The 21990-nt window shown below is 70.7% G+C and carries 17 protein-coding genes; 13 read left to right on the top strand and 4 right to left on the bottom strand.

Annotated elements, in window-relative coordinates; genetic code table 11:
- Positions 1–105 precede the first annotated feature (105 nt).
- The 3 genes from gcvT (at position 106) to gcvP (ending at position 4717) form a co-directional block, all read left to right on the top strand.
- Positions 106–1389, top strand: coding sequence for a glycine cleavage system aminomethyltransferase GcvT (gcvT, locus tag ABID81_RS04155; RefSeq protein ID WP_354593552.1), 1284 nt, complete (start codon positions 106–108; stop codon positions 1387–1389).
- A 26-nt stretch (positions 1390–1415) separates the two neighbouring features.
- Positions 1416–1793: a glycine cleavage system protein GcvH gene (gene gcvH, locus ABID81_RS04150; protein WP_354593551.1), complete on the top strand. Its 378-nt coding sequence runs from the start codon at positions 1416–1418 to the stop codon at positions 1791–1793.
- Positions 1794–1897: 104 nt separating this feature from the next.
- The gene (gene gcvP / locus ABID81_RS04145; protein ID WP_502915180.1) at positions 1898–4717 is read left to right on the top strand and encodes an aminomethyl-transferring glycine dehydrogenase; all 2820 of its coding nucleotides are present in this window, start codon (positions 1898–1900) and stop codon (positions 4715–4717) included.
- A gap of 278 nt (positions 4718–4995) precedes the next feature.
- On the opposite strand, the gene ABID81_RS04140 is transcribed toward gcvP, so the two are convergent.
- The gene (locus ABID81_RS04140; protein ID WP_354593820.1) at positions 4996–5754 is read right to left on the bottom strand and encodes a CPBP family intramembrane glutamic endopeptidase; all 759 of its coding nucleotides are present in this window, start codon (positions 5752–5754) and stop codon (positions 4996–4998) included.
- 356 nt (positions 5755–6110) lie between these two features.
- Between ABID81_RS04140 and ABID81_RS04135 the strand changes: the two genes are divergently transcribed.
- The 6 genes from ABID81_RS04135 to ABID81_RS04110 all read left to right on the top strand — a co-directional run bounded on the left by ABID81_RS04135 (position 6111) and on the right by ABID81_RS04110 (position 14217).
- Complete coding sequence (locus ABID81_RS04135; RefSeq protein WP_354593549.1) at positions 6111–7730, top strand: peptide ABC transporter substrate-binding protein; 1620 nt, start codon at positions 6111–6113, stop codon at positions 7728–7730.
- Between the two features lie 150 nt (positions 7731–7880).
- Complete coding sequence (locus ABID81_RS04130; RefSeq protein WP_354593548.1) at positions 7881–8810, top strand: ABC transporter permease; 930 nt, start codon at positions 7881–7883, stop codon at positions 8808–8810.
- The gene (locus tag ABID81_RS04125; protein ID WP_056262202.1) at positions 8800–9753 is read left to right on the top strand and encodes an ABC transporter permease; all 954 of its coding nucleotides are present in this window, start codon (positions 8800–8802) and stop codon (positions 9751–9753) included. The genes ABID81_RS04130 and ABID81_RS04125 overlap by 11 nt, the downstream gene beginning before the upstream one ends.
- The gene (locus ABID81_RS04120) at positions 9750–11507 is read left to right on the top strand and encodes a dipeptide ABC transporter ATP-binding protein (RefSeq protein WP_354593547.1); all 1758 of its coding nucleotides are present in this window, start codon (positions 9750–9752) and stop codon (positions 11505–11507) included. Before ABID81_RS04125 ends, ABID81_RS04120 begins: the two co-directional genes overlap by 4 nt.
- Positions 11508–11653: 146 nt before the next feature.
- Entirely contained in the window at positions 11654–13564 is a 1911-nt protein-coding gene (typA, locus tag ABID81_RS04115; protein ID WP_354593546.1) for a translational GTPase TypA, read from the top strand.
- 137 nt (positions 13565–13701) lie between these two features.
- Positions 13702–14217, top strand: a complete 516-nt coding sequence (locus tag ABID81_RS04110) for a hypothetical protein (RefSeq protein WP_354593545.1) — start codon at positions 13702–13704, stop codon at positions 14215–14217.
- 28 nt (positions 14218–14245) lie between these two features.
- Here the strand turns inward: ABID81_RS04110 and efeB are convergent, their stop codons facing one another.
- The 3 genes from efeB to efeU are packed head-to-tail and all read right to left on the bottom strand — an operon-like array spanning position 14246 to position 17663.
- On the bottom strand, positions 14246–15535 hold the full coding sequence (gene efeB, locus ABID81_RS04105; RefSeq protein ID WP_502915179.1) for an iron uptake transporter deferrochelatase/peroxidase subunit: 1290 nt from the start codon (positions 15533–15535) through the stop codon (positions 14246–14248).
- Positions 15532–16728: an iron uptake system protein EfeO gene (efeO, locus tag ABID81_RS04100; RefSeq protein WP_354593543.1), complete on the bottom strand. Its 1197-nt coding sequence runs from the start codon at positions 16726–16728 to the stop codon at positions 15532–15534. The genes efeB and efeO overlap by 4 nt, the downstream gene beginning before the upstream one ends.
- On the bottom strand, positions 16725–17663 hold the full coding sequence (gene efeU, locus ABID81_RS04095) for an iron uptake transporter permease EfeU (RefSeq protein ID WP_354593542.1): 939 nt from the start codon (positions 17661–17663) through the stop codon (positions 16725–16727). Before efeU ends, efeO begins: the two co-directional genes overlap by 4 nt.
- A gap of 179 nt (positions 17664–17842) precedes the next feature.
- On the opposite strand from efeU, the gene ABID81_RS04090 reads away from it, so the two are divergent.
- The 4 genes from ABID81_RS04090 to ABID81_RS04075 are packed head-to-tail and all read left to right on the top strand — an operon-like array spanning position 17843 to position 21935.
- Positions 17843–19189, top strand: coding sequence for a PIG-L family deacetylase (locus tag ABID81_RS04090; RefSeq protein WP_354593541.1), 1347 nt, complete (start codon positions 17843–17845; stop codon positions 19187–19189).
- Positions 19186–19512 (top strand): ferredoxin, encoded by a 327-nt coding sequence (gene fdxA / locus ABID81_RS04085; protein ID WP_043595461.1) that lies wholly within the window; start codon positions 19186–19188, stop codon positions 19510–19512. Before ABID81_RS04090 ends, fdxA begins: the two co-directional genes overlap by 4 nt.
- A 10-nt stretch (positions 19513–19522) precedes the next feature.
- Positions 19523–20623 (top strand): succinyldiaminopimelate transaminase, encoded by a 1101-nt coding sequence (gene dapC, locus ABID81_RS04080; protein WP_354593540.1) that lies wholly within the window; start codon positions 19523–19525, stop codon positions 20621–20623.
- Between the two features lie 16 nt (positions 20624–20639).
- Positions 20640–21935, top strand: a complete 1296-nt coding sequence (locus ABID81_RS04075) for a citrate synthase (protein ID WP_082486828.1) — start codon at positions 20640–20642, stop codon at positions 21933–21935.
- Positions 21936–21990: the final 55 nt, after the last annotated feature.

Genomic DNA, 21990 nt, shown 5'->3' with positions numbered 1-21990 from the left:
TCCGCACCGGCGACCACCGGTGCGCACTGCCCCGTCGTGCCCCACCCGCACGACACCGTTCCCGGCCGAGACACCTGGCGGCCGGTCCGTCCCTCCAGGAGCACGATGTCCGACGCAGCCTCGAACCTGCCCGCCGCCCCCGGGCCCGACGACGACGACCTCACGGATGTCGACGCGGCCGCCACGCCCGAAGGCGACGTCGTCCTGTCCGACGACGGCACCGAGGGCATCGCCACGGGGCCCGGCGACGCCGACGACCCGACCGGCTCCGACGAGCCGGACGAGCCGGACGAGCGCTTCAGCCCGTTGCACGAGGTGCACGTCGCCGCAGGGGCCGTCTTCACCGACTTCGCCGGTTGGCAGATGCCGGTCCGCTACGACTCGGACCTCGCCGAGCACCACGCCGTCCGCACGGCCGCGGGCCTCTTCGACCTCTCGCACATGGCCGAGATCGCGGTCGTCGGGCCCGACGCCGGGGCGTTCCTCGACCACGCGCTCGCCGGCACGCTGTCGACCATCGCGGTCGGGCGGGCCAAGTACTCGCTGCTGCTCGCCGCCGAGGGGGGCATCGTCGACGACCTCGTCGTGTACCGCCTCGACGACCACGACTTCCTCGTGGTGGCCAACGCGGGCAATCGCGAGGCGGCCTTCGCGGCCCTGGCGACCCGCGCCTCCGGGTTCGACGTCACGGTCGACGACGAGAGCGACGACACCGCGTTGATCGCCGTGCAGGGCCCCGAGAGCGAGGGCGTGCTCGACGAACTGGTCACGGCCGACCGGCTGCAACCCGACGCGCCGCTGTCGACGCTGCGCTACTACCGCGTGCTGCAGGGCACCTTCGACGACGCTCCCGTGCTCATCGCCCGCACCGGCTACACGGGCGAGGACGGCTTCGAGCTCTACGTCGACCCCGAGACCGCCCCCGTGCTCTGGGCCGCGATCGCCGAGGCCGGCGGCCCCCGGGGGCTCGTGCCCGCGGGCCTGGCGAGTCGCGACACGTTGCGCCTCGAGGCCGGCATGCCCCTCTACGGCCACGAGCTCGGCCTCGACGTGCGCCCCGACCAGGCGGGTCTCGGTCGCGTCGTCGACACCTCGAAGGACTTCGTCGGGCGTCAGGGCGTCGAACCGGCCGCGGGGGCGCGCGTCCTCGTCGGCCTCACGCTGACCGGCCGCCGGGCCGCGCGGGCCGGCTACCCGGTGGTCACCGACGACGGCACCGTCGTCGGCGAGGTCACGAGCGGCGCCCTGTCGCCGACCCTCGGCCACCCGGTCGCGATGGCCTACGTCGACCCCGACGTGGTCGACCGCGGCCCCGCGCTCGCCGTCGACGTCCGGGGCACCGCGGTCGCCGCGACCGTCGTCCCGCTGCCCTTCTACAAGCGCTCCTAGGCACACCACCCCCGAAAGGACCGGCCATGACCGATCTCACCGTACTGAAGTACACCGCCGAGCACGAGTGGCTCCTCATCGACGGCGACACCGCGACCGTGGGCATCACCGACTACGCGGCCGACAAGCTCGGCGACGTCGTGTACGTCGACCTGCCCGCCGAGGGCACCGAGGTCGAGACCGGCACGGTCGTCGGCGAGATCGAGTCGACGAAGTCGGTCGGCGAACTCTTCGCCCCGGCCCTGGGCACGGTGCTCGAGGCCAACCAGGCCGTGGTCGACAGTCCCGATCTGGTCAACAGCGACCCGTTCGGCGAGGGCTGGCTCATCAAGATCACCCTGTCGTCGACCGACGGCCAGGGCCTGCTCTCGCGCGACGAGTACGTCGCGCTGACCGCCGAATGAGCACCGGGCAGCCCGGCGGGTCGGTCTGCGGCGGCTGGTCCGACCAGGTGGCCACCGGCTTCGTCGACCGCCACGTCGGCACCACCCCCGACGACCAGGCGACCATGCTCGCCGCGGTCGGCCACGACAGCGTCGAGTCGCTCGTCGCGGCCGCCGTGCCCGACGCCATCCACGCCACGCCCCTCGAGCACAGCGTGCTGCCCGAGCCGATCGGCGAAGAAGAGGCGCTCGCCGAGTTGCGTGCCCTCGCGGGGCGCAACCGCGTGTCGCGCAGCCTCCTCGGCCTCGGGTACTACGACACGGTCACGCCCGCCGTCATCCAGCGCAACGTGCTCGAGAACCCGAGCTGGTACACCGCCTACACGCCGTACCAGCCCGAGATCTCGCAGGGCCGGCTCGAGGCCCTGATCAACTTCCAGACCATGGTGGCCGAGCTCACCGGCCTGACGACGGCCAACGCCTCGATGCTCGACGAGGGCACCGCCGTCGTCGAGGGCATGCTGCTGGCGCGCCGGGCGTCGAAGGCGAAGACCGACGTCTTCGTCGTCGACAGCGACACCTTCCCGCAGACCAAGGCCCTGCTGGCCGGCCGCGCCGAGGCCGTCGGCATCGAGCTCGTCGAGCTCGACCTGTCGGTGCTCGACCCTGCCGAGCTGCCCGCGTCGTTCGGCGTCTTCGTGCAGTACCCGTCGGCCTCGGGCTCCGTCTGGAGCCCCCGGGCCGTCGTCGAGGCCGCCCACACCCACGGCGGCTTGGCCGTCGTCGCCGCCGACCTGCTGGCGCTGACGCTCGTCGAGGCACCCGGCGAGTTCGGGGCCGACGTCGCCGTCGGCACCAGCCAGCGCTTCGGCGTGCCGATGGGCTTCGGAGGTCCGCACGCGGGCTACATGGCCGTGCGCACGGGCCTCGAACGCCAGCTGCCCGGCCGGCTGGTCGGCGTCTCGCAGGACGCCGTGGGCCAGCCCGCCTACCGGCTCAGCCTGCAGACCCGCGAGCAGCACATCCGCCGCGAGAAGGCCACGTCGAACATCTGCACCGCCCAGGTGCTGCTCGCCGTCATGGCGTCGATGTACGCGGTCTACCACGGCCCCTGGGGCCTGCGGCACATCGCGACGCGCGTGCACGGTCACGCCTCCGACCTCGCGGCGGCGATCGGCGCCAGCGAGCTCGAGCTCGAGAACGACTCGTTCTTCGACACGCTGCAGGTGTTCGTCCCCGGTCGCGCGGCCGAGATCGTCACCGCGGCCCACGACCGCGGCTACCTGGTGCACGCCGTCGACGGCGACTGCATCCGGCTCTCGTTCGACGAGACCACGACGCGGGACGACGTGCGCGTCGTCGCCGAGGTCCTCGGCGTCGACCTGCTCGAGGGCGAGGCCGGGTCGGGCCTCCAGGAGGCGCTGCTGCGGACGAGCGACTACCTCACGCACCCGGTCTTCCGCACCCACCGCAGCGAGACCAGCATGATGCGCTACCTCAAGCACCTCGCCGACAAGGACTACGCGCTCGACCGCGGCATGATCCCGCTCGGCAGCTGCACGATGAAGCTCAACGCGGCGACCGAGATGGCCGCCGTCACCTGGCCCGAGTTCGCCGGCGTGCACCCGTTCGCCCCGGCCGACGACGTCGCGGGGTACCTCGACCTGATCGGTCAGCTCGAGGGCTGGCTGGCCGAGGTGACCGGGTACGACACCGTCTCGCTGCAGCCGAACGCGGGCAGCCAGGGCGAGCTCGCCGGCCTGCTGGCGATCCGCGGCTACCACCTCGCGAACGGCGACGCCGACCGCACGGTGTGCCTGATCCCGCAGAGCGCGCACGGCACGAACGCGGCCAGCGCCGTGCTCGCCGGCATGCGCGTCGTCGTGGTCGCCTGCGACGAGGGCGGCAACGTCGACCTCGACGACCTGCGCGCGAAGGTCGAGCAGCACGCGGCCCAGCTCGCGGCGCTCATGATCACCTACCCGTCGACCCACGGCGTCTACGAGCACGACATCGTCGCGCTCACCGACGCGGTGCACGCCGCGGGCGGCCAGGTCTACGTCGACGGGGCGAACCTCAACGCCCTGCTCGGGGTGGCGCGCTTCGGCGACTTCGGCGGCGACGTGTCGCACCTCAACCTGCACAAGACCTTCTGCATCCCCCACGGTGGTGGTGGTCCGGGCGTCGGACCGGTGGCGGCCAAGGCGCACCTCGCGCCCTTCCTGCCCGGTCACCCGATGGCGCAGCAGGCCGACCGCCGCACGGGTGCCGTCGCCTCGGCCGACGGCGATCGCCTCGCCCACGCCGGTGTGCCGGTCTCGAGTGCCCCGTACGGGTCGCCGAGCATCCTGCCGATCAGCTGGGCCTACGTCCGCATGATGGGCACCGAGGGCCTCACCCGCGCGACCGGCGCGGCCGTCCTGTCGGCGAACTACGTCGCCGCGCGCCTGCGCGAGCACTTCCCGGTGCTCTACGCCGGTGAGAACGGCCTCGTGGCGCACGAGTGCATCCTCGACCTGCGTCCGCTGCGCGACGCGACCGGCGTGACCGTCGACGACGTGGCCAAGCGCCTCATCGACTACGGCTTCCACGCCCCGACGATGTCGTTCCCGGTCGCCGGCACCCTCATGGTCGAGCCGACCGAGAGCGAAGACCTGGGCGAGATCGACCGCTTCGTCGACGCGATGATCGCGATCAAGGGCGAGGCCGACCAGGTCGCGGCCGGCCGTCACACGGCCGAGTCGAGCCCGTTGCGGGGTGCGCCGCACACGGCCGAGTCGGTCGTGGTCGGCGAGTGGACGGCCGAGTACGGCCGCGAGGAGGCCGTGTACCCGGTGCGCTCGCTCGTCCGCGGCAAGTACTGGCCGCCGGTGCGTCGCATCGACCAGGCGTACGGCGACCGCAACCTGTTCTGCAACTGCCCGCCGGCCGAGGCGTTCGCCTAGGTCGCGTCCGGCGCCGACCGCGCCTCGGACGGGAAACCGCCAGCACCCGATCCCGTCGAGTGCTGGCGGTTCCCTCTTGGTCCCTCGGACGTCGGCCGCCGAGTGTCGCGGAGGGCGTTCACGTAGCGGCGACCGTCCCGATCGACGCCCGGGGGACAGCTCACGCTGTTCGGCTAGCGCGGATCGCGACGACCCGTGGGTACATCAGACTCGCCCCCCGAACGGGTGTCAAGACCCAGTTTCGTCGGGCCGGCCCGCGTGCGCTCGACGCCGCGGGGTCAGGACGGCAGGCCGAAGAGGGCCGGGAACGCCGTCGCGGCCCACGGGTAGCCGACGAAGACGGCGGCGTCCATCACGAAGTGCGCGATCACCAGGGGCAGCACCCGGCCGAACCGGACGTAGAGCCAGCCGAAGGCGACCCCCATCACGACGTTGCCGACGAAGGCCCCGAAGCCCTGGTACAGGTGGTAGCTGCCGCGCAGCAGGGCGGCGGTGACGATGATCGACCAGGTCCGCCAGCCGAGGTCGCGCAGGCGCGCGAACAGGTAGGCGACGACGATCACCTCTTCGGTGACGCCGGCCCGCAGCGCCGACAGCAGCAGCACGGGCACGGTCCACCAGTGCTCGCCGAGGTTCGTCGGGACCACCGTGACGGTCAGGTCGAGCGCCTTGCCGACGAGGTAAAGCCCGATGCCCGGGATTCCGATGGCCAGCGCGAGGCCGACGCCCCCCAGGGTGTCGCGCCCGGCGCGCGAGAAGTCGACGCCCAGGCGGCCCAGGTGCGGGCGCTCCCGTCGCCACAGCAGGAAGGCCACGAGCAGCACCGGCACGAGGTCGACCGCGATGCCGAGCACCTGGTAGGCGAGGTCGAAGAACTCGCGGCTGCTCAACGGCGAGTTGAGGGTGGCCGTCTGCTGCGAGAGCGCGGTCTGCTGCGTGAGCCGGTTGACGATCGACAGGACCGAGTACACGGCCGAGGCGCCGAGCGAGAGCCCGAGGACGATCGCGATCTCGACCCGGAGGCGCGCGCGGGTCATCGGGGCCGGGTACGGTGCGAGGACCACGGGTGGTGTCGCGTCGGAGGCAGGGGCGTCGGGGCGGCTCACGGGGGTGATCGTACGCGGCGGACGCGAGCGGGCCGACCCGCGCCTCCCGGGTGGCGGAGAACAATACCTGCCAGGTGGCGGATTTCCCGCAGCCGATTCCTGCGAACTTCAGGTCTTCCGCGCAACGAACTGCATGCCGACGCAATGATCCCGCGAGTTGGTTTCCGTCGTGTAACCGTTGTCGCGGTGGTTTGGTGATGCCGGAACGGGGTGCTTAGGCTCACTGCATCCAACGCGGCACGGCCCCTGGGCACAGTGCTGCGTCCTTTCCCGCATCAGGAGGAACATTGAAGAAGACGCGCATGGGCCTGTCGGCCGTCGCCGTCGTGGGGACGGCAGCACTCGTCCTCACCGGTTGCGCCAGCGGCAGCGGGGACGACTCGTCGTCCGGTGACGCTTCCGCGGTGATCACGACGAACGGCAACGAGCCGCAGAACCCGTTGATCCCCTCGAACACCACCGAGGTCGGCGGTGGCAAGATCATCGACTCGATCTTCGCCGGTCTGATCAGCTACGACGCCAAGGGTGCGTCGGTCAACGACGTCGCCGACAGCATCACCTCGGACGACAACCAGAACTGGGACGTCAAGATCCGCGAGGGCCTGAAGTTCACCGACGGCACCGACGTGACCGCCGAGTCGTTCACCAAGGCCTGGAACTGGGCTGCGCAGCTCAGCAACGCCCAGGGTGGCAGCTACTTCTTCGACGACATCCAGGGCTTCAGCTACGACGCCGACAGCGACCTCGCCCTCGAGGTCGTCAGCCCGACCGAGTTCACCGTCCAGCTGACGGCCCCCGAGGCCGACTGGCCGCTGCGCCTCGGCTACTCGGCGTTCTCCCCGCTGCCCGAGGCGTTCTACGCCGACACGGCGGCCTTCGGCGAGAACCCGATCGGCAACGGCCCGTACAAGCTCGACGGCGGAGGCGCCTGGACCCACAACCAGGACATCAAGCTCGTCACCAACTCGGACTACGACGGCCCCCGCACGCCCAAGAACGGTGGTCTGACCATCAAGTTCTACACGACGCAGGACGCCGCCTACGCGGACGCCCAGTCGGGCAACCTCGACATCCTCGACGCCGTCCCCGACAGCGCGTTCGAGACGTACAAGGACGACTTCCCGGACCGCAACGTCAACCAGGCGGCCGCGATCTTCCAGTCGTTCACGATCCCCCAGTACCTCGAGCACTTCGACGGCACGACCGACGAGGGCAAGCTCCGTCGTCAGGCCATCTCGATGGCCGTCAACCGCGACGAGATCACCAAGGTGATCTTCCAGGGCACCCGCACCCCCGCCAAGGACTTCACCTCGCCCGTCATCGACGGCTACTCCGAAGACCTCGAGGGTTCGGACGTCCTGACGTACAACGAGAGCGAGGCCAAGAAGCTCTGGGCCGAGGCCGACGCCATCTCGCCCTACGGTGACACGACGTTCAGCATCGCCTACAACGCCGACGGTGGCCACCAGGCCTGGGTCGACGCCGCGGCGAACAGCATCTCGAGCACGCTCGGCATCAAGGCCGAGGGCAAGTCGTACCCCGACTTCAAGGGTCTGCTCGACGAAGAGTCGAACGACGCCATGACCGGTGCGTTCCGTTCGGGTTGGCAGGCGGACTACCCGTCGCTGTACAACTTCCTCGCCCCGCTCTACCAGACCGGTGCCGGTTCGAACTACGGCCGCTACAGCAGCGACCAGTTCGACACCCTCGTCAAGGAAGGCAGCCAGGCCGGTTCGGTCGAGGACGCCAACGCGAAGTTCCAGGACGCCCAGGAAGTCCTCTTCGAGGACCTCCCCGCGATCCCGCTGTGGTACTCGAACGTGACCGGCGTCTGGGCCGACACGGTGGACAACGTCGAGTTCGGCTGGAACTCGGTGCCCCTCTACTACGAGGTCACGAAGAACTAGCTGCACCCGCGCCGAGGCACTAGCCTCGATCAGCGCTCGAGAGGGGGCTCGGAGCAGACACGATCTGGTCCGGGCCCCCTCGACGGGCGTCCGCCACTTCCCGACACGATTGCGAATCGCGATGCTCCCGCTCCACACCGAGGAGGACTGATGCTCTGGTACACCGGTCGACGACTCCTCCAACTGATCCCCGTGTTCTTCGGGGCCACCTTCTTGATCTACTTCATGGTCTTCGCCGTCCCGGGCGACCCCGTGGCGGCGCTCTTCGGCGACAAGCAGCCGAGTCCTCAGGTCCTCGAGCAGATCCGAGCGCAGTACAACCTCGACAAGCCGTTCATCGTGCAGTACCTGCTCTACATCGGCGGTCTCTTCACGGGTGACCTGGGCACCACCTTCTCCGGTCGCCCCGTCATCGACGAGCTCGTCCGGGCCTTCCCCATCACGTTCCGACTCGCCATGCTCGCCCTCGTCTTCGAGGCCGTCGCCGGCATCGTCGTCGGTCTCGTGGCCGGCCTCCGCAAGGGCAAGCTCTTCGACACCAGCGCCCTCGTGGTGAGCCTCCTGCTCATCTCGGTGCCCATCTTCGTCGTCGGCTTCGTGCTGCAGTACGTCTTCGCGATCAACCTCGGCATCTTCCGCACCACGGTCAGCTCGCAGGCTCCCTGGAGCGAACTCGTCCTGCCGGCGATCGTGCTGGCCAGCGTCTCGTTCGCCTACATCGTGCGCCTCACGCGCGCGTCGGTCTCCGAGAACATGAGCGCCGACTTCGTCCGCACCGCCACCGCCAAGGGCCTCACCCGCAACCGCGTCGTGACGGTGCACATCCTGCGCAACTCCCTCGTCCCGGTCGTCACCTACCTCGGTGTCGACATCGGCTCGCTGATGGTCGGTGCGATCGTCACCGAGGGCATCTTCAACATCCAGGGAGTGGGTGGCACGGTGTACCGCGCCATCCAGCTCGGCGAGGGCCCGACGGTCGTGTCGTTCGTGGCCGTCATGGTGATCATCTTCATGCTCGCCAACCTGCTCGTCGACCTGCTCTACGCCGTTCTCGACCCGAGGATCCGCTATGCCAAGTAACGACAACCCCCGTCTGTCGAGCGGACACTTCGTCGCCGACCTCGACGAGACGCCCATCAAGGCCGTCGACGCCGTCGACGAGTCCGAGAAGCCTCGTTCCAGCTGGAACGACGCCTGGGACTCGATGAAGACCCGGCCGCTGTTCTGGATCTCGGCAGCGCTCATCGTCCTGGTCATCGTCGTCGCACTCGCGCCCGGGCTCTTCACGAGCGTCGTGCCCACGGCCGCCGACCTCTCGAAGAGCAACCAGGGGTCGCAGAGCGGCCACATCATGGGCTTCACGCGGCAGGGCACCGACGTGTTCTCGCGCGTCGTCTACGGCACCCGCGCCTCCTTGACCGTCGGCCTGCTGGCGACGGTGCTGGTCACGCTGATCGGTTTGATCATCGGTTCGCTCGCCGGCTTCTACGGCGGCTGGCTCGACGCCGTCGTCTCGCGCATCGGCGACATCTTCTTCGCCATCCCCACCGTGCTCGGCGCGATCGTGCTGATGTCCGTGCTGCCCTCGCGCACGCCGCTGACCGTGGCCCTCGTGCTCTCGCTCTTCGCCTGGCCGCAGATCGCGCGCATCATGCGCGGTTCGGTGCTCGGCGCGAAGAACAGCGACTACGTCACGGCGAGCCTCGCGCTCGGCGTCTCGCGGTTCCGCATCCTCATCCGTCACGTCGTCCCCAACGCGATCACCCCGGTCATCGTGGTCGCCACCGTCTCGCTGGGCACGTTCATCGTCGCCGAGGCGACCCTGTCGTTCCTCGGCATCGGCCTGCCGAGCGGCACGATGTCGTGGGGCAACGACATCAGCCAGGCGAGCGTGTCGATCCGCACCGCGCCGATGACCCTGTTCTGGCCCGCGGCCGCGCTGTCGATCACGGTGCTGTCGTTCCTCATGATGGGCGACGTCGTGCGCGACGCCCTCGACCCGAAGGCGAGGGCCCGTCGATGACGTCCACCTCCACGCGTCCCGAGCAGGCGAGCCGCGCCTCCTCGGCCGTCCCCCTCCTGCAGATCAAGAACCTGCAGATCGGCTTCAAGACCCAGGCCGGCTACGTCGACGCCGTCCGTGGCGTCGACATCACGATGAACCAGGGCGAGACCCTGGCCATCGTCGGCGAGTCCGGCTCGGGCAAGTCCACGTCGGCCACGTCGATCATCGACCTGCTGCCGGGCACCGGCCGGGTGACCGGCGGTGAGATCCTGTTCGAGGGTCGCGACCTCGTCAAGGCCAGCGCCGCCGAGATGCAGTCGATCCGCGGCCGCGAGATCGGCTACGTCCCGCAGGACCCCATGTCGAACCTCAACCCGGTCTGGAGCATCGGCTTCCAGGTCGAGGAGGCGATCCGCGCCAACGGCATCGCCACCGGCAAGCGCGAGATCCGCGAACGCGCGATCGAGGTGCTGAAAGAGGCCGGGTTGTCCGACGCGGGCGACCGTCTCAAGCAGTTCCCGCACCAGTTCTCCGGGGGCATGCGGCAGCGCGTGCTGATCGGCATCGGCCTCTCGTCGAGGCCGAAGCTGCTGATCGCCGACGAGCCGACCTCGGCCCTCGACGTCACGGTCCAGCGCCGCATCCTCGACCACCTCGAGACCCTGACCCGCGACTACGGCACCTCGGTGCTCTTCATCACGCACGACCTCGGCCTCGCCGCCGAGCGGGCCGAGAAGCTCGTGGTCATGTACAAGGGCCAGGTCGTCGAGTCGGGCCCCTCGAAGGAGATCCTGGCCAACCCGCGGCACCCGTACACGCAGCGACTCGTCGCCGCGGCCCCGAGCCTGGCCAGCCAGCGCATCCAGTCGAGCATCGCCCCGACCCACGCGCACGCCGTCGCCATCTCGGACGAGGGCGCGGACGACGCCGAGCTCATCGCCCGAGCTCGTCAGCGCGAGGAGGCGGGCAAGAAGAACGCCGAGTACATCAAGGTCGACAACCTGTCGAAGGTCTACAAGATCCGCCAGGGCGGCTTCAAGACCACCGAGCTGCGGGCCGTGGACGACGTGTCGTTCGCCATCCCGCGGGGGACGACGATGGCCCTGGTCGGCGAGTCCGGTTCGGGCAAGTCGACCGTGGCCAAGCTCGTCCTGCAGCTCGAGTCGATCACCTCGGGCACCGTGGCGATCGACGGCCAGAGCATCGGCGCCCTGACGGGCAAGGACCTCTTCGACTTCCGTCGTCGGGTGCAGCCGGTCTTCCAGGACCCCTACGGGTCGCTCGACCCGATGTACAGCGTCGGCAACACCATCGCCGAGCCGCTCGTCACGCACGGCATCGGCGACCGGGCGAGCCGCCAGGCCCGCGTGCGCGAGCTGCTCGACCAGGTGTCGTTGCCCGCGTCGACGGTCAACCGCTACCCGAACGAGTTGTCGGGTGGTCAGCGTCAACGCATCGCCGTGGCGCGGGCGCTCGCGCTCAAGCCCGACGTGATCGTGCTCGACGAGGCCGTCTCGGCGCTCGACGTGCTCGTCCAGGGCCAGGTGCTCGACCTGCTGACCGACCTGCAGACCGAACTCGGCCTGACCTACCTCTTCATCACGCACGACCTGGCGGTGGTCCGGCTGATCGCCGACAACGTCAGCGTCATGCAGAAGGGGCGCGTCGTCGAGGCGGGCACGACCGACGAGATCTTCGCCAACCCGACGCAGCAGTACACGCGTGAGCTGCTCGAGGCGATCCCCGGCGCGAACTTCGAGTTCGGCCGGTAGTCGACCCGCGCCTCCTGGCGTCCGAGGGGCCCCTGCGCCGTGCCGCGAGCACGGCGGAGGGGCCCCTTTACCACGTGCCGTAGACTGTCCTGGCCGGGCTCTGACCCGACCACTTCCCCCTCTCTCTTCTCGTAAGGAACACATCCATGGCGACTGCCATCCGCAGCGACCTGCGCAACGTGGCGATCGTGGCCCACGTCGACCACGGCAAGACGACCCTCGTCGACGCCATGCTCAAGCAGACCAACTCCTTCGACGCGCACTTCGACACCGAAGACCGCATGATGGACTCGAACGAGCTCGAGCGCGAAAAGGGCATCACGATCCTCGCGAAGAACACCGCGGTGCTCTACAACGGCGCGCACGCGACCGACGGCCCGATCACCATCAACGTGATCGACACCCCCGGCCACGCCGACTTCGGTGGCGAGGTCGAGCGCGGCCTCTCGATGGTCGACGGCGTCGTGCTGCTCGTCGACGCGTCCGAGGGCCCCCTGCCCCAGACGCGCTTCGTGCTGCGCAAGGCCCTCGCGGCCAAGCTGCCCGTCATCCTGCTGGTCAACAAGACCGACCGCCCCGACGCGCGCATCGACGAGGTCGTCGCCGAGTCCCAAGACCTCCTGCTCGGCCTCGCCAGCGACCTGAGCGAAGAGGTCGACGACCTCGACCTCGACGCCATCCTCAACGTGCCCGTCGTCTACGCCTCGGGCCGAAACGGCGCCGCGTCGACGAACAAGCCCGCCGACGGCTCGCTGCCCGACAACGACAACCTCGAGCCGTTGTTCGACGCGATCCTCACGCACGTGCCCGCGCCGACCTACGACGACGAGCACCCCCTGCAGGCGCACGTCACCAACCTCGACGCCTCGCCGTTCCTCGGTCGCCTCGCCCTGCTGCGCGTCTTCCACGGCACGCTGAAGAAGGGCCAGACGGTCGCCTGGGTCAAGGCCGACGGCTCCGTCGTCAACGCCCGCATCACCGAGCTGCTGATCACGAAGGCGCTCGACCGCTACCCGGCCGAGAGCGCGGGCCCCGGCGACATCGTCGCCGTCGCCGGCTTCGACACCATCACCATCGGCGAGACGCTGTCCGACCCCGAGGACGTCCGGCCGCTGCCGACCATCACGGTCGACGACCCCGCGATCTCGATGACCATCGGCACCAACACCTCGCCGCTCATCGGCAAGGTCAAGGGCCACAAGCTCACCGCCCGCATGGTGAAGGACCGCCTCGACCGCGAACTGATCGGCAACGTCAGCCTCAAGGTCGTCGACATCGGACGCCCCGACGCGTGGGAGGTCCAGGGTCGTGGCGAGCTCGCGCTGGCCATCCTCGTCGAGCAGATGCGTCGCGAGGGCTTCGAGCTCACCGTCGGCAAGCCGCAGGTCGTCACCCGTCGTGACGAGAACGGCAAGCTGCAAGAGCCTTTCGAGCACATGACCATCGACGTGCCCGACGAGTACCTCGGGGCCATCACGCAGCTCATGGCCGCCCGCAAGGGCCGCATGGAGAACATGGCCAACCACGGCTCGGGCTGGGTGCGCATGGAGTTCATCGTCCCCTCGCGCGGCCTGATCGGGTTCCGCACGCAGTTCCTCACCGACACGCGCGGCACCGGCATCGCCAACGGCATCAGCCACGGCTACGGCCCGTGGGCCGGCGAGATCTCGACCCGCACGAACGGTTCGATCATCGCCGACCGCTCGGGTGTCGTCACCCCCTTCGCGATCATCAACCTGCAAGAGCGCATGTCGTTCTTCGTGCAGCCGACCGAAGAGGTCTACGAGGGCATGGTCGTGGGCGAGAACTCGCGCGCCGACGACATGGACGTCAACATCACCAAAGAGAAGAAGCTGACCAACATGCGTCAGTCGACGGCCGACAACTTCGAGTCGATGACGCCCTCCAAGGTGCTGTCGCTCGAGGAGTCCCTCGAGTTCGCCGGTGACGACGAGTGCGTCGAGGTCACCCCCGACGCCATCCGCATCCGCAAGGTCGAGCTCGACGCGTCGGCCCGCCAGCGCAGCACGGCCCGCCTGAAGAAGCAGAACGCGTAGGCACCGCAGCACCACAGCACCACAGCACCACAGCACCACACGCCGAGGAGGCGGTCCGCACCACCGCGGGCCGCCTCCTTCGTGCACCGCCCGCACGTTCTGCGCCTGCCCCCAGCGTGCGCGGCTAACCTCGCGAGGTGCCGACCCAGAAGAACACCCTGACCCGCTCCGCCGCCACCCTCGCGCTGGCCGTCGGCCTCGTCGCGGGGCTCACCGCCTGCGGCGAGGGCTCGCCCGTCGACAACATCGTCGGCGGTGCGGTCGACAGCGGCGTCGAGAGCCTGAAGGGCACGGCCCAGAAGGCCGTCGAGGACGCCGCGGGCGAGGCGCTGAACGGCGCGGGCATCACGACCGACGGCACCCTGCCGGCGAGCTTCCCGGCCGACGTGCCGCTCGTCGAGGGCACCACCCGCGGCGGGGGAGCAGGCCCCGACGGCACCGGCTGGGTCGCCCAGATCGCCGTCTCGGGTGCGGACCGGTTCGCGGTCGCCCAGCAGCAGCTCGAGGCCGCGGGCTACACCTCGTCAGGCGTCGACACGGACGCCGACAGCGGCTTCGGCACCTTCGCCGGCGACACGTACCGCGTGGTGCTCACCGTGTCGACCGACAGCGACGGCCAGGTGCTCGCCACCTACGTCGTGACGCCCGTCTGACGCCGCTCCGTCCGGCGAGGTCCGCGGCTCACGCGAAGAGCATCTCGCCCACCCAGCCGCCCTGCGAGGCCCCCGGCGGCACGGCGAAGATCGCCGAGCCGACGTGCGTGACGTACTCGTTCATCCGGTCGTTCCGTGACAGCGCCTGCTGGATCGGCACGTACTGCCGCCGCGGGTCGCGGTTGAACGCGATGAAGAACAGCCCGGCGGCCAGTCGGCCGAATTCGTCGTTGCCGTCGACGAAGTTGTAGCCCCGGCGCAACAGGGTCGCCCCGTCGTTGTTCTGCGGGTGGGCGAGGGCGACGTGCGAGTCGGGCGCGATCGCCGGCCCCGTGCCGGTCGCGGCGGCTGCGGTGAAGTCCGGGGCCGTGAACTCGGTGCCGCCCGACAGCGGGGCCCCCTCGCCCTTGTCGCGGCCGACGACCGTCTGCTGCTCGCCGAGCGAGGCACGGTCCCACGTCTCGATGGTCATGCGGATCTTCCGCGCGACGAGGTACGAGCCGCCGTCCATCCACCCGGCGCCGTCCGACGCGGTCGCCCAGACGCCGTCCGCCACCGCGGCGACGTCCTCGGCCTTGACGTTGGCCGTGCCGTCCTTGAACCCGAAGAGGTTGCGCGGCGTCGTCTGACCGCGGGTCGTCGACGAGGTGCGGCCGAAGCCCAGCTGCGACCACCGCAGGGAGGCGCGGCCGAAGGCGATCCGCGAGAGGTTCCGGATCGCGTGCACCGCGACCTGCGGGTCGTCGCTGCAGGCCTGGACGCAGAGGTCGCCTCCGCTCGCGGCCGCCACGAGCTGGTCGCCCGGGAAGTGGGGCAGGTCGACGAGGGCCGGCGGCCGCTTCGAGGCGAGCCCGAAGCGGTCGGTGCCGTCGGCTGTCGTGAACAGGGTCGGCCCGAAGCCGATCGTGATCGTCAGCCCGGCCGCGGGCAGGCCCGAGGCCTCGCCCGTGTCGTCGGGTGGGGCCAGCAACTCGCCGCCCGTCGCGCCGGTGGGGCTCACGTCGAGCCCGGCGGTCAGGCGAGAGGCCGCGTGGCTCCAGTCCTGCAGCAGCTCGACGAGCTCGGCACGCGTGATGCCGTCCCCGACGTCGAACGACGCGAAGTGCAGGCGGTCCTGGGCGGCGGTCACGATGCCCGACTGGTGGCCGCCGAAGAACGGGTACGAGGCGGACGCGCCCGACGACCCCTCGGCGTGCGCCTGCACGGCGCGGTCGGTGCCGACCCCGACGCCGAGTCCGAGCACCCCCGCCCCGACGCCCGTGCCGACGAGCCCCAGCAGACCGCGGCGCGAGAGGCCGCCTCCGTCCGTCACGGTCAGGCGACCAGCGCCGAGGTCAGCCTGCTCAGCGGCTCGCTGAGGGCGTTGACGGCGTCCGACAGCTTCCTCTTGTCGGAGTCGGTCAGCTCGGTGTACGAGGGGTAGCCCGCGTCGAGGCTGCCGTGGCCCGCGAGCAGCGTCTCGACCTTCGTCAGTTGGGTGTCGATCTCGGTCGCCAGCTCGGGGTCCTTCCGGTCGACCACGTCGCGCACCCCGTCGAACGCCACCCGCGCGCCCTCGAGGTTGCCCTGGAAGTCGTAGAGGTCGGTGTGCGACCAGATCTCCTCCTCGCCGGTGATCTTGCCGGTGGCGACCTCGTCCATCAGGCCGACCGCGCCGTTGGCGATCGTGTCGATGCCGAGGGTGAAGTCGCTCGCCGTGACCTCGTCGTACAGGTCCTTCGTGTCGCTGGTGAGCAGACCGGCGTAGTGCGCGCGCTCGTCGGCCGTCAGGGGGACGTACGCCGCGCCTCCGTTCTCGGCCGCCGTGGGTTGCCAGAGGTCCTTCTCGATGCGGTGCCAGCCCGTCCACTCGGTGCCGGGTTCGACGTCGGCCTCGCGGAAGTCGATCTTCGGGTCGAGGTCGCCGAACGACTCGGCCACGGGCTCGATGCGCTCGTAGTGCGCCCGAGCCGACGGGTAGAGCGACCGGGCCCTCTCGTCGTCGCCGGCGGTGTACGCGGCGAGGAACTCGTCGGTGGCCGTGACGAGCTGCCCGGTCTGGTCCTCGACGTAGCCCAGGTAGGCGGTCGCCGCCGCGTCGACCTGCTGCTTCTCGCTGCCGGTCGGCTCGACGGCGGTGCCCGAGTCGGTCACCGTGAAGGAGGCGCGCACGCCTTCGCCCACGAGCCCCGGCACGCAGGCGGTGTAGTAGTCGCCGGCCGGGACCGAGACGGTCATCGAGCCCGACGTGCCGGGGCCGATGTTCTCCTTCTCGCTGACGATGCGCAGGCCGTCCTCGGCGAGCAGCTCGAACTCGCTGTTGTCGCTGCCCGTGTTGGTCATGGTGAAGGTCACCGGGCCGCTCGGCACCGTCGTCGTCGAGAGCCGACACGTGTCGTCGGACCCCTCCACGGTCACGGCGGTGGCCGCGGACGACCCCGCGGGGGCGTTCGCGACGCAGCCGGTCAGGGCCAGCACGAGGGCGGCGGCACCCGAGGCGGCGGCGAGGGGGCGGAGGGGGCTGGCGGTCATCGAGGTGCTCCTGTGCTGCGGGGGGACGGGGTGGTCGAGAGGGCGGGCGCGCGGTGGTCCGGCGTCGCCGGGGCGACCGTCGAGGACTCGCCCGACGCGTCCGACGCACCCGCCACGTCGGCGGGGCCGGGTCGGCGTCTCCGGGTCGAGCGCACGAAGAGCGGCACGACGACGGCGAGGTACGCGAGCCAGACGACGACCTGCAGTCGGCTCGGCGTCGGCGTGAAGTTGACGAGGCCCTGCAGCAGCGTGCCGTACCAGCTGGTCGGCGGCACGGCCGCGCTGACGTCGAAGGCCAGGGAGGCGCGGCCCGGCAGCACGGACGCCTCCTGCAGGTCGCCGACCCCGTAGGCGAGGACGCCGGCGGCCACGACGACGAGGAAGCACCCGGTGACCCGGAAGAACCGCGCGACGTCGAGGCGCACGACGCCGTGGTAGATCGCGAGCTGGATCGCCACCGCGGTCAGGATGCCCAGCACGGCCCCGACCAGGGGCGCGGCGCCGCCGCCGGTGGACTGCACCGTCGCCCAGACGAAGAGGGCGGTCTCGATCCCCTCGCGCCCGACTGAGAGGAACGCCAGGGCCACGACGGCCCAGGCCCCGCCGACGAGGGCGCGCTCGAGGCCCGTTTCGAGCTCGCCCCGCAGGCCCCGCGCGGTGCGGGCCATCCAGAAGACCATCCAGGTGACGAACCCGACGGCGACGATCGAGAGTCCGCCGCCGATGACCTCCTGTGCCTGGAAGGTCAGGCCGTACGTGCCGAAGGTCAGGACGGCACCGATGCCGAGCGACAGCACGACGGCGGCGCCCACGCCCAGCCAGAGGCGGGGGAGCACGTCGCGACGGCCGACCCGGACGACGTAGGCGACGAGGATGCCGACCACGAGGGCGGCCTCGAGGCCCTCTCGGAGTCCGATGAGGTAGTTCGCGAGCACGGTGACGGCTTTCTCGGAAGGGGAGCGGAGCTCGTCGTCGAGCAGGAACGGGAGGCGCGGGGCGGCCCCGACGCGGAGGCACCGAACCCACCGAACGCGTCGGTATGGTTAGGCTAACCTCACTTAGGGCACCCTGAGCCAGGACGACAGTAGTGCGGCTCGGCATATCCTGTCCAGTGATGAACTCCTCCGCCTCGCCGACGTCCGCGTCGCCCTCGACCGCCGGCGACCCGCGGCTCGAGCGCGTGCTCTTCGTCCACGCCCACCCCGACGACGAGACCATCACCACGGGTGGCACGATCGCCGCCCTGGTCGAGGCGGGGGCGGGCGTGACGGTCGTGACCTGCACGCGCGGCGAGCTGGGCGAGGTGATCCCCGACGACCTCGCGGCCCTTCGAGACGACCAGGCAGCCCTCGCCGTGCACCGCGAGGGCGAGATCGCCGCCGCGATGCGCGACCTCGGCGTCGACGACCACCGGTTCCTGGGTTCGGCGGGCGCGCGCACGGCCGGCCTGCCCGAACGCGCCTACCGCGACAGCGGCATGGTGTGGCGCTCCGACGGCGTCGCCGGGCCCACTCCCGACCTGCACCCCGCGGCGTTCTGCGCCGCCGAGTTCGGCGAGGTCGTCAGCGACCTGTCCGCCGTCGTGCAGTCCGTCCGCCCCACGGCGATCGTCGGCTACGACGAGGACGGCGGCTACCACCACCCCGACCACGTGCGGGCCAACCGGGTCGCCGTCCGGGCCGCCCGACTCGTCGGCGTGCCCTACTTCGCGATCGTGGCCGGCGCCGAGGCGGCCGAGGGAGTCGAGGCCGAGGCCCTGGCCGACGACGACACCGTGGTCACGATGGACGCGCGTCACGTCGCGCCGCGCAAGCTCGCCGCGTTGCGCGACCACCGCAGCCAGGTCGAGGTGGTCGACCTGCCGGGGGGGCGGGCCGGCATCCGGTTCCCCCACGGTGCCGTCGAGCCCGTGACGCTCCGCGAGTCGTTCCGCTTCGTGCCCGAGCCGGTCGTCGACGAGGGTGCCTCCGAGATGGCGCGCATGACGACGGGCGGCCGCGTCGCGGCCCTCGTGCTGGCCCTCGCCGCGGGGGCGGTGTTCGGCGCGATCGGCACCGTCATGCACCAGTCGACGATCACCGTCGGCGGCGTGCCCCTCTGGTCGGGGCTCGTGCTCGCGCTCCTGATGAGCCTGGCGCTGCTCGCCGGGCTCCGCTCCCTGTTCGGCTCGCGCGCGGTGGCGGGCGTGGCCGCCGTCGGGCTCGTCGGCACGCTCGTCGTGCTCTGGCAGGCCAGCCCGGGGGGATCGGTGCTGCTGCCCGCCAACACGCCCGCCTACGTCTGGCTCGTGGGGGTCGTCGTGGCCGTCACGCTCGTGCTCGGATGGCCGCGCCTGCGGGGCGGCGGCGGAGGGGGCGTGACGCCTCCCGGCGACGCGACCCGCGCCTCCTCGGTCGGGGCGCAGCCGGCAGGCGATAGGCTGGACGCCCTGCCCGACGCGAAGGGAACACCCCAGACGTGACGTACGTGATCGCACTGCCCTGTGTCGATGTCAAAGACCGTGCCTGCATCGACGAATGCCCCGTCGACTGCATCTACGAGGGCGAACGCTCGCTCTACATCCACCCCGACGAATGCGTCGACTGCGGTGCGTGCGAGCCCGTGTGCCCGGTCGAGGCCATCTACTACGAAGACGACCTGCCCGACAAGTGGGCCGAGTACTACAAGGCCAACGTCGAGTTCTTCGACGAGATCGGCTCGCCCGGCGGCGCGGCCAAGGTCGGTGTCATCGCGAAGGACCACCCCGTGATCTCGGCGCTGCCCCCTCAGGGCGCCGGCGCCTAGGTCGACTTCCGTGGCGCTCGACCTGCCCGAGTTCCCCTGGGACGCCCTCGTGCCGTACGCGGCGACCGCCCGGCGTCACCCCGGTGGCATCGTCGACCTCAGCGTCGGCTCGCCGGTCGACCCGACGCCCGACGTGGTCCGCGAGGCCCTGGCCGTCGCGACGGATGCGCACTCGTACCCCCAGGTCGCCGGCACGCCGGCGCTCCGCTCGGCGATCGCCGAGTGGTACGCGCGCCGTCGGGGCGTCGCGGGCCTCGGTGACGAGAACGTCCTGCCGACCATCGGTTCGAAAGAGCTCATCGCGGGCATGGCGCTCTGGCTCGGCATCGGCCCGGGCGACACGGTGGTCTACCCGACGAACGCGTACCCGACCTACGCCCTCGGGGCGGCTCTCGTCGGCGCGACCGCCCTCGCGTCCGACGACCCGGCCGAGTGGCCCGCCTCGACGAAGCTGGTCTGGCTGAACAGCCCGGGCAACCCCGACGGGGCCGTGCTCGGCGTCGAGGCCCTGCGGGCCGCCGTCGCCCGGGCGCGCGAACTCGGCGCCGTGATCGCCGGCGACGAGTGCTACGCCGAACTCGGGTGGACGGGCGACTGGGCCGACCGGCCCACGCCCTGCATCCTCGACCGGCGCGTGGTCGGCGACGACCTCCGGGGCGTCGTCTCGGTCTACTCGCTCAGCAAGCAGTCCAACCTCGCCGGGTACCGCGCGGGCTTCGTGGCCGGCTGCGACCACGTCCTCGGCCAGTTGCTCGCCGTGCGGAAGCACGCGGGCCTCATGCCGCCCGCGCCGGTCCAGCAGGCGATGGTCGTCGCCCTGGCCGACGAGGCGCACGTGGCCGAGCAGAAGCAGCGCTACGCGGTCCGGCGGACGCGCCTCCTGACCGCCCTCGAGGGGGCCGGGTTCCGCATCGACCGCAGCGAGGCCGGGCTCTACCTCTGGGCCACCCGCGACGAGGACGCCTGGTCGACCGTGGCGTGGCTCGCCGACCGCGGGGTGCTCGTCGCTCCGGGGTCGTTCTACGGGCCGGCCGGCGACCGCCACGTGCGCGTCGCCCTCACGACGACCGACGAGCGCGTCGACGCCGCCGTGGAGCGTCTCGGCAGCTGACCGCTAGGCTGATCGGGTGACTGACACTGCCAACGACGCCCAGAAGGCCACGCTGCAGTTCCCGGGGGGAACAGCCGAGTTCCCGATCGTCGCGAGCACCGAGGGTGCCTCGTCGATCGACATCTCGACGTTCACCAAGCAGACCGGTTACACGACCCTCGACACGGGTTTCGTGAACACCTCCAACGCCCGCAGCACGATCACCTACATCGATGGTGACCAGGGCATCCTGCGCTACCGGGGCTACCCGATCGAACAAGTCGCCGCGAACTCGACCTACCTCGAGACCGCCTGGCTGTTGATCTACGGCGAACTGCCCACCCCCGACCAGCTCGCCGACTTCGACGCGCGCATCCGGCGGCACACGCTGCTGCACGAAGACCTGCGACGCTTCTTCGACGCCCTGCCGCACAACGCGCACCCGATGTCGGTGCTCTCGAGCGCGGTCGGCGCCCTGTCGACGTTCTACGAAGACAGCATGAGCGTCCACGACCCCGAGCAGGTCGAGCTGCAGACGGTGCGACTGCTGGCGAAGCTGCCGGTCATCGCCGCCTACGCGCACAAGAAGAGCCTCGGCCAGGCCTTCCTCTACCCGGACAACTCGCTCAGCTTCGTCGACAACTTCCTCAAGCTGAACTTCGGCACGATGGCCGAACCGTACGAGGTGAACCCGGTGCTGTCGAAGGCGCTCGAGCGCCTCCTGATCTTGCACGAGGACCACGAGCAGAACGCCTCGACCTCGACCGTGCGCCTGGTCGGCTCGACCCAGGCCAACATGTTCTCGTCGATCTCGGCCGGCATCAGCGCCCTGTACGGGCCGTTGCACGGCGGGGCCAACGAGGCGGTGCTGAAGATGCTCGCCGAGATCCGCGACAGCGGTCAGGGCGTCGAGCGCTTCGTCGAGCGCGTCAAGAACAAAGAAGCGGGCGTCAAGCTGATGGGCTTCGGTCACCGCGTCTACAAGAACTACGATCCGCGCGCCAAGCTGGTCAAGGAGAGCGCCACCGAGGTGCTCGAGTCGCTCGGCGTGAAGGACGACCTGCTCGACATCGCGATGGAGCTCGAGGGCATCGCCCTCGCCGACGACTACTTCGTCGAGCGCAAGCTCTACCCGAACGTCGACTTCTACACCGGGGTCATCTACAAGGCGATGGGGTTCCCGCCGCGCATGTTCACGGTGCTCTTCGCCATCGGGCGGCTGCCCGGGTGGATCGCCCACTGGCGCGAGATGAACACCGACCCCACGACCAAGATCGGCCGCCCGCAGCAGTTGTACCTGGGCGCCACCGAGCGCGACTGGCCGCAGCGCTAGGCCGTCGGCCCGCCGGGCCATCCGGCTACGACGCCAGGAGACGGGCACGGCGCCA

Origin of the sequence: Frigoribacterium sp. PvP054, from assembly GCF_040547465.1 — a bacterium.
Taxonomy (GTDB): domain Bacteria; phylum Actinomycetota; class Actinomycetes; order Actinomycetales; family Microbacteriaceae; genus Frigoribacterium.
This window is presented reverse-complemented; position numbering and strand designations above follow the sequence as displayed.

Bases quoted from the DNA above. Each gene is read 5' to 3' on its own strand.
- gcvT (WP_354593552.1), top strand. From the start codon at position 106: ATGTCCGACGCAGCCTCGAACCTGCCCGCCGCCCCCGGGCCCGACGAC.
- gcvH (WP_354593551.1), top strand. From the start codon at position 1,416: ATGACCGATCTCACCGTACTGAAGTACACCGCCGAGCACGAGTGGCTC.
- gcvP (WP_502915180.1), top strand. From the start codon at position 1,898: ATGCTCGCCGCGGTCGGCCACGACAGCGTCGAGTCGCTCGTCGCGGCC.
- ABID81_RS04140 (WP_354593820.1), bottom strand. From the start codon at position 5,754: ATGACCCGCGCGCGCCTCCGGGTCGAGATCGCGATCGTCCTCGGGCTC.
- ABID81_RS04130 (WP_354593548.1), top strand. From the start codon at position 7,881: ATGCTCTGGTACACCGGTCGACGACTCCTCCAACTGATCCCCGTGTTC.
- ABID81_RS04125 (WP_056262202.1), top strand. From the start codon at position 8,800: ATGCCAAGTAACGACAACCCCCGTCTGTCGAGCGGACACTTCGTCGCC.
- ABID81_RS04120 (WP_354593547.1), top strand. From the start codon at position 9,750: ATGACGTCCACCTCCACGCGTCCCGAGCAGGCGAGCCGCGCCTCCTCG.
- typA (WP_354593546.1), top strand. From the start codon at position 11,654: ATGGCGACTGCCATCCGCAGCGACCTGCGCAACGTGGCGATCGTGGCC.
- efeO (WP_354593543.1), bottom strand. From the start codon at position 16,728: ATGACCGCCAGCCCCCTCCGCCCCCTCGCCGCCGCCTCGGGTGCCGCC.
- ABID81_RS04090 (WP_354593541.1), top strand. From the start codon at position 17,843: ATGAACTCCTCCGCCTCGCCGACGTCCGCGTCGCCCTCGACCGCCGGC.